At 69.0% G+C, this 422-nt stretch carries 1 protein-coding gene; it reads left to right on the top strand.

Features of this window, described 5'->3' with window-relative positions; genetic code table 11:
- Nucleotides 1–422 (top strand): transposase (locus tag Q7A36_RS40975; RefSeq protein WP_305109506.1); only part of this gene is annotated, 422 nt, incomplete at both ends.

Here is a 422-nt window from a genome sequence, read left to right as displayed (position 1 = left end):
AGCTTGGCCTGTCGCGGCAGAAGGCGCGGCCGTCCCACCCGAAGGTGGATCTGGCGGCGCAGGAGGCGTTCGCAAAAGGGGGCTGCAGGCCGCCCTCGACGCCGCGCGCGCGGCACACCCGGACAAGCGGCTGACGCTGTGGTTTCAGGACGAAAGCCGCTTCGGCCAGAAGGGCCGCGTCTGCCATCGCTGGTTCACCCGTGGCCAGCGCCCGGCCGGGCTGTGTGACCAACGCTACACCTGGGTCCACCTGTTCGCCGCCGTCAGGCCGGTTACCGGCGAGGACGTCGCCCTCATCATGCCGCATGTCTCGGCCACGGCGATGAACACCTTCCTCGAGCATTTCGCCGCGAAGCTGCCCAAGGACGAGCATGCGGTCATGGTGCTCGACAACGCCGGATGGCACACCGCCGGCACCATCA

It is taken from the genome of Paracraurococcus lichenis (assembly GCF_030657435.1).
In the GTDB taxonomy this organism is placed as follows: Bacteria; Pseudomonadota; Alphaproteobacteria; order Acetobacterales; family Acetobacteraceae; genus Paracraurococcus; species Paracraurococcus lichenis.
Note: the sequence above shows the minus strand (reverse complement) of the source record. Positions and strands in the feature narration are given on the sequence as shown.